We start from the raw sequence: 5,860 nt of genomic DNA on the forward strand, positions 1-5,860 counted from the left end.
CGGCGAGCGCTGCCGCCGAAATACCCTGCAGGCGACGGTGCGGGTCGGCCGGCGCCACCTTCTCCATGAAATGGGTGACCAGATAGGGGATGTCGTCGCGGCGGTCGCGCAGCGGCGGCACGAAGATCGGGTAGACGTTCAGCCGATAGAACAGATCCTCGCGGAACTTGCCGTCCTTGACCTGCTGCAGGAGGTTGCGGTGCGTCGCCGAAATCAGCCTGATGTCGACCCTGACGGTCGAGCGCCCACCCACCGGATCGACCTCGCCGTCCTGGACCGCGCGTAACAGCTTGACTTGCACGTCGAGCGGCAGGTCGCCGATCTCGTCGAGGAACAGTGTGCCCGAATGCGCTTCGACGAACTTGCCCGTGTGCTTGTCGGTGGCGCCGGTGAACGAGCCCTTCTCATGGCCGAACAGGATCGATTCGACCAGATTGTCGGGGATGGCGCCGCAATTGACGGTGACGAAGGGTTTCGAGCGGCGGTCGCCACTGCCCTGGATGGCGCGCGCCACCAGTTCCTTGCCGACGCCGGACTCGCCCTCGATCAGGATCGGGATGTTGGATGCCGCCGCTTTCTGGCCAAGACGGATCACCCTGTCCATGGCCGGGCTGTGCGTAATCATGTCCTTGAAGGTCAGGAGGCCGCCGCGCCGGCGCGACGTGCGCTTGACCTCGCCCTCGACGGCCTCGACCTTGAGCGCATTGCCGATCGACGCCTGCAGCCTGTCGGGAGACGCCGGCTTGACGACGAAATCGAAGGCGCCATGACGCATCGCCGAAACCACGGTCTCGATGCCGCCCTGCGCGGTCTGCACGATGGCCGGCACGTTGATGTCGCGCTCGCGCATCGCCTTCAGCACGCCGATACCATCGAGACCGGGCATGACCAGATCGAGGATGACCACCGACACCTCGCGGGCGCCGGGTCCATCGAGGATATCGAAGGCGGCCGCGCCGCCGTCGACGACGATTGCGCTGTAGCCGAACCGCGTCACCGCCGCTTCGAGCAGCCGGCGTTGCACCGGATCGTCATCGACTATGAGTATGGAACCTGTCATGACTAATACGACTATGCCCGCCCGAGGAATCCTGCCCTGTGGACCATCTTGGCACAGGGTTCTAAATAAGGTTTCAAAAAACCCGGTGAATGAATTCCTTAGGATTTGACCGGCTTCTCGTTTCTCCTTGAACCTTGGCCACGGAAGGTGTCGGCAATGCATAAGGATTCTGGGCACATGGGTTCCGCACGGCGGCTGGCGGCGCCGGCGTCCGGTCAGGGCGCGGCCGAGCTGGGCGACCTGCCGGAATGGAACCTTGCCGACCTCTATGCCGGCATGGACGCGCCAGAACTGAAGCGCGACATCGCCAAGGCCGCCACTGACGCGGTCAGCTTCGAAAGCCGCTGGAAGGGCACGCTGGCCGCCGAGGCCGAGCGCGGCAGCGCCGGCAGGCTGGGCGAGGCGCTCGTCGCCTACGAAGCGCTGGAGGAACTGATCGGCCGCATCGTCTCCTATGCGGGTCTGGTTTATGCCGGAAACACCGCTGATCCCCAGCGCGCCAAGCTCTATGGTGACGTCCAGGAGAAGATGACCGACGCCAGCGCGCACCTTCTGTTCTTCGCGCTCGAACTCAACCTGATCGACGATGCGTCGATCGAAGGCGCGCTCGCCGGCGATCCCGCCTTCGGTCACTACCGGCCGTGGGTGCTCGATCTGCGCAAGGACAAGCCCTACCAGCTTGAGGACCGCGTCGAGCAACTCTTCCACGAAAAGTCGATCACCGGGCGCGGCGCCTGGAACCGCCTGTTCGACGAGACGATGACCGACCTTCGCTTCGACATCGACGGCGAGGAACTGACGCTGGAGCCGGCGCTGAACCGTTTGCAGGACGCCGACGGCGAGGTGCGCCGCCGGGCGTCCGAGGCGCTGGCCACGACCTTCCGCAAAAATTTGCGCACCTTCACGCTGATCACCAACACGCTGGCCAAGGACAAGGAGATATCCGACCGCTGGCGCGGCTTCGAGGACATCGCCGATTCACGCCATCTCGCCAACCGCGTCGAGCGCAGCGTGGTGGACGCCCTGGCTTCCGCCGTTCGCGATGCCTATCCGCGCCTGTCGCACCGCTATTACGCGATGAAGGCACGCTGGCTCGGCATGGAGGTGATGAACCACTGGGACCGCAACGCGCCGTTGCCGGATACGCCCCAGGCGATCATCGGCTGGGAGGAGGCCAGGAACACCGTGCTGTCCGCCTATCAGCGCTTTTCGCCCGACATGGCCGAGATCGCGCGAACCTTCTTCGACCGCAACTGGATCGACGCGCCGGCCCGGCCCGGCAAGTCGCCTGGCGCCTTCGCGCATCCGACCGTGCCGTCGGCGCATCCCTATGTCCTGCTCAACTACATGGGCAAGCCGCGCGATGTGATGACGCTGGCGCACGAGCTTGGCCATGGGGTGCATCAGGTGCTGGCCGGCGGCCAGGGCGCACTGATGGCCTCGACGCCGCTGACGCTGGCCGAGACGGCATCGGTCTTCGGCGAGATGCTGACCTTCCGCTCGCTGCTCGACCAGACCACCGACCGGCGCGAGCGCAAGGCCATGCTCGCCCAGAAGGTCGAGGACATGATCAACACGGTCGTGCGCCAGATTGCCTTCTATGAATTCGAGCGCAAGGTGCATGCCGAACGCAAGAACGGCGAACTGACCTCCGACAGGCTCGGTCAGTTCTGGCTCGAAGTGCAGGCCGAAAGTCTGGGTCCCGCTATCAAGCTGCGCGAAGGCTACGAGGTGTTCTGGACCTACATCCCGCACTTCATCCATTCACCCTTCTATGTCTATGCCTATGCTTTCGGCGACTGCCTGGTGAACTCGCTCTACGCGGTCTACCAGAACGCCGAGCGCGGCTTTCAGGACAAGTATTTCGAAATGCTGCGCGCCGGCGGCACCAAACATCATTCCGAGCTTCTGGCGCCCTTCGGGCTCGACGCCACCGATCCCGCCTTCTGGCAGATCGGACTTGGCGTCATCAGCGGCCTGATCGACGAGCTGGAAGCGCTCGACGCTTGAAACGCGTCCCTCAGGCATCGCTCTAACAGTTTAGCCGGAATGCATGTTGGGACAGATCTACTATCACCCTAAATATCTGTTCTTGAAGTACTCTCCACCGAAGTTTTCCGATAGCTTTCCACAAGCTCTATGATAGCCTTCGCTCCAAGCTCAGCCGGAGCGCATGCGGATCGGCGAGGAGAAATCTCAGCCGGCCGTGTCGCTCAGGCGAACGCGACAACGGCCGTTGGCCATGGGCAAGCAAAGCCGATCGCCGCAGCTCGAACCGAAGCCGGCTGTTCTGCTTACCGCGGAACCACCAAGAGTAGTCCTTCGCCGAAGGTCATGACCCACGGCAGACGGATCTGACTGGAGAGAGACAATGGGCACTTTTTTCTACGTGGTCCTGGCGTTCCTGATAGGCGTGTTGGTCGGCTGGTTCCTTTGGGGGCGCCTGCGCGGTGAACTCGACAGCTTGCGCGGCGACCTCGACCGTACACGCAGCGAACGCGACAGGCTGCGCACCGACGGCGACCGCCTGACCGGCGAACTCGATGCATGCGGCAAGACCCGCGCCGACCTCGAGCGCCGGCTGCGTGAAGCGTCGGCCGCACCTGCCGCCGGAAGCAGCGCGGCAAAGCCGGCAAGCCAGGCCCCGGCGGCCCTGATGTCGACCCCCGCGACAGCCAAATCCGCCGCCACAAAGCCAGCGCCGGCCAAACCGGCCGCTGCGAAAGCGGTCCCTGGCAAGGCGGTCCCTGCCAAGCCGGCAGCGAAACCCGCCGCCACCAAAACCTCGGCTCCAGCCAAATCCGCAACGAGCAAACCTGCAACAGCCAAATCCGCAACGAGCAAACCTGCAACAACCAAGTCTGCAACAGCCAAGCCAGCAGCCGGCCCAGCATCCGGAAAGCCCGACAATCTGCGCCGGCTGATCGGTATCGGTCCGGTCAACGAGAAGCTGCTCAAGGCGCAAGGCGTCACCAGCTTCGCCCAGATCGCGTCCTGGACCGCCGCCGATGTCAAACGGATCGAGGACGTCATGAATTTCGACGGCCGCATCGCGCGCGAACGCTGGATCGAGCAAGCCAAGCTGCTCGCCGCCGGCAACGAGAAGGAATTCGCCAAGCAGTTTCCAACAGCCGGAACCCTCAGCAACAGCTGATCGCCGGCAAGAACCGAGACTACAAACGGCGGCGCCATATCGGCGCCGCCGTTTGCTCTTGGGCCCTGGGTTGGCCCTGAGGTCGGCTTTGAGAGGCAGCGTGCCGTTCCCTCGATTGCGCGCGAGCGGCACCCCATATAGAGCGGTTGATGGCTTCATAGACCGCAGCACGAGTCCCATGTCCCTGCCCGCCGCAATTTTTCGCAATGACAAAAGCGCGCGCCAGCTCGTTTTCGACCGGCCGGCCGATATCATCGTGGCGCACGAAGCAGGGGATTTCGAACCGGCTCTGGAAGCAGCACAAGCCGCGCATGATGCAGGCAAATGGCTTGCCGGCTATTTCTCGTATGAGGCGGGCTACCTGCTCGAACCCAAGCTCGTTCCCCTGCTGCCGAATGAACGCCGGGCCCCACTCGTGTGCCTTGGGGTTTTCGATGCCCCGGTCGAAGAGGCGGTGCCGCCGCGCGACACCACGGCGACCAACGGCCCGATCTTCGACGCCCGTGCGACGTGGTCGCCGGAGGATTATGAAAAACGCTTTTCGCGGCTGCACCAGCACATCCGGCAAGGTGATTGCTACCAGGGCAATCTGACCTTTCCCGTGCATGCGCAATGGTCAGGCGAGCCGCTGGCCGCCTTCGATGCATTGACGGAACGTCAGCCGGTGAAATATGGCGCGCTGATCGCGCTCGGTGAACCCATCGTGCTGTCGCGCTCGCCTGAACTGTTCTTCGAGATCGACGCCGAGGGCATGATCGAGACGCATCCGATGAAGGGCACGGCGCCGCGCGGCGCCACCAAGGCCGAAGACGAGCGGCAGAAGATCTTCCTGCGCAATGACGAGAAGAACCAGGCCGAAAACCGGATGATCGTCGATCTCCTGCGCAACGATATCTCGCTGATCAGCGAGGTGGGCACGCTGGACGTGCCGGCGCTGTTCCGCATCGAGACCTACCCGACCGTGCATCAGATGGTAAGCGACGTCAGGGCCAAACTGCTGCCGGGTCTCTCTATCCGCCAGATCTTCGCGGCGCTGTTTCCTTGCGGTTCGATCACCGGCGCGCCTAAGATCCGTGCCATGGAGATCCTGCGCGACCTGGAAGGCACGCCCCGCGATGCCTATTGCGGCGCCATAGGCTGGATCGCGCCCGGCGGCCCGATGCGCTTTTCCGTGGCGATCCGCACCATCTCGCTCTTTTCGGGCGGCGAGGCCGTCTACAATGTCGGAGGCGGCGTCGTCTTCGATTCGACGGCGCAGGAGGAGTATCAGGAGTGTCTGCTGAAAGCGCGCTTCGCGACGGGAACACCGCCGACTTTCAGTTGATCGAGACCATGCGCTGGGAACCCGGCCCGGGCTTCCTGCGCTTCGATCGCCATCTTGCGCGCCTCTATGGCTCGGCGGCGGAGCTCGGCTTCCGCTGTGCTCCAGGCAAGGTCGGCGAGGCACTGAGCAGCGCGGTCGGCGGTTCCGGCGTTGCCATGCGCACGCGGCTCGTCCTGTCGCACGATGGTGAGGTGGCGGCCTCGGCGCAGCCTTATGAACCGCTCGCCGCCGACAAGGTCTGGATGCTGCGGCTGGCGCGGACGAGGCTCGATTCGCACGACACGCTGCTGCGCCACAAGACCAGCCGGCGGCAGCCCTACAC

Annotated in this window: 5 protein-coding genes; 4 read left to right on the forward strand and 1 reads right to left on the reverse strand. The window is 64.2% G+C overall.

Features of this window, described 5'->3' with window-relative positions; all coding sequences use genetic code 11:
• Positions 1-1,060 (reverse strand): sigma-54 dependent transcriptional regulator (locus EN984_RS19830; RefSeq protein WP_164765541.1); only part of this gene is annotated, 1,060 nt, incomplete at its 3' end.
• Positions 1,061-1,237: 177 nt separating this feature from the next.
• Between EN984_RS19830 and EN984_RS19835 the strand changes: the two genes are divergently transcribed.
• The 4 genes from EN984_RS19835 to EN984_RS19850 form a co-directional block, all read left to right on the forward strand.
• Complete coding sequence (locus tag EN984_RS19835; protein ID WP_127272612.1) at positions 1,238-3,070, forward strand: M3 family oligoendopeptidase; 1,833 nt, start codon at positions 1,238-1,240, stop codon at positions 3,068-3,070.
• A 361-nt stretch (positions 3,071-3,431) separates the two neighbouring features.
• A complete protein-coding gene (locus EN984_RS19840; protein WP_127273187.1) occupies positions 3,432-4,214 on the forward strand; it encodes a proton-conducting membrane transporter in 783 nt (260 codons plus the stop codon).
• Positions 4,215-4,392: 178 nt separating this feature from the next.
• Positions 4,393-5,538 carry an aminodeoxychorismate synthase component I gene (locus tag EN984_RS19845; RefSeq protein WP_127268300.1) on the forward strand — a complete coding sequence of 382 codons (1,146 nt, stop codon included), beginning with the start codon at positions 4,393-4,395 and terminating at the stop codon, positions 5,536-5,538.
• Positions 5,487-5,860 (forward strand): aminotransferase class IV (locus EN984_RS19850; protein WP_348630234.1); only part of this gene is annotated, 374 nt, incomplete at its 3' end. The genes EN984_RS19845 and EN984_RS19850, both read left to right, overlap by 52 nt.

This window comes from Mesorhizobium sp. M7A.F.Ca.CA.004.12.1.1, from assembly GCF_003997835.1.
In the GTDB taxonomy this organism is placed as follows: Bacteria; Pseudomonadota; Alphaproteobacteria; order Rhizobiales; family Rhizobiaceae; genus Mesorhizobium.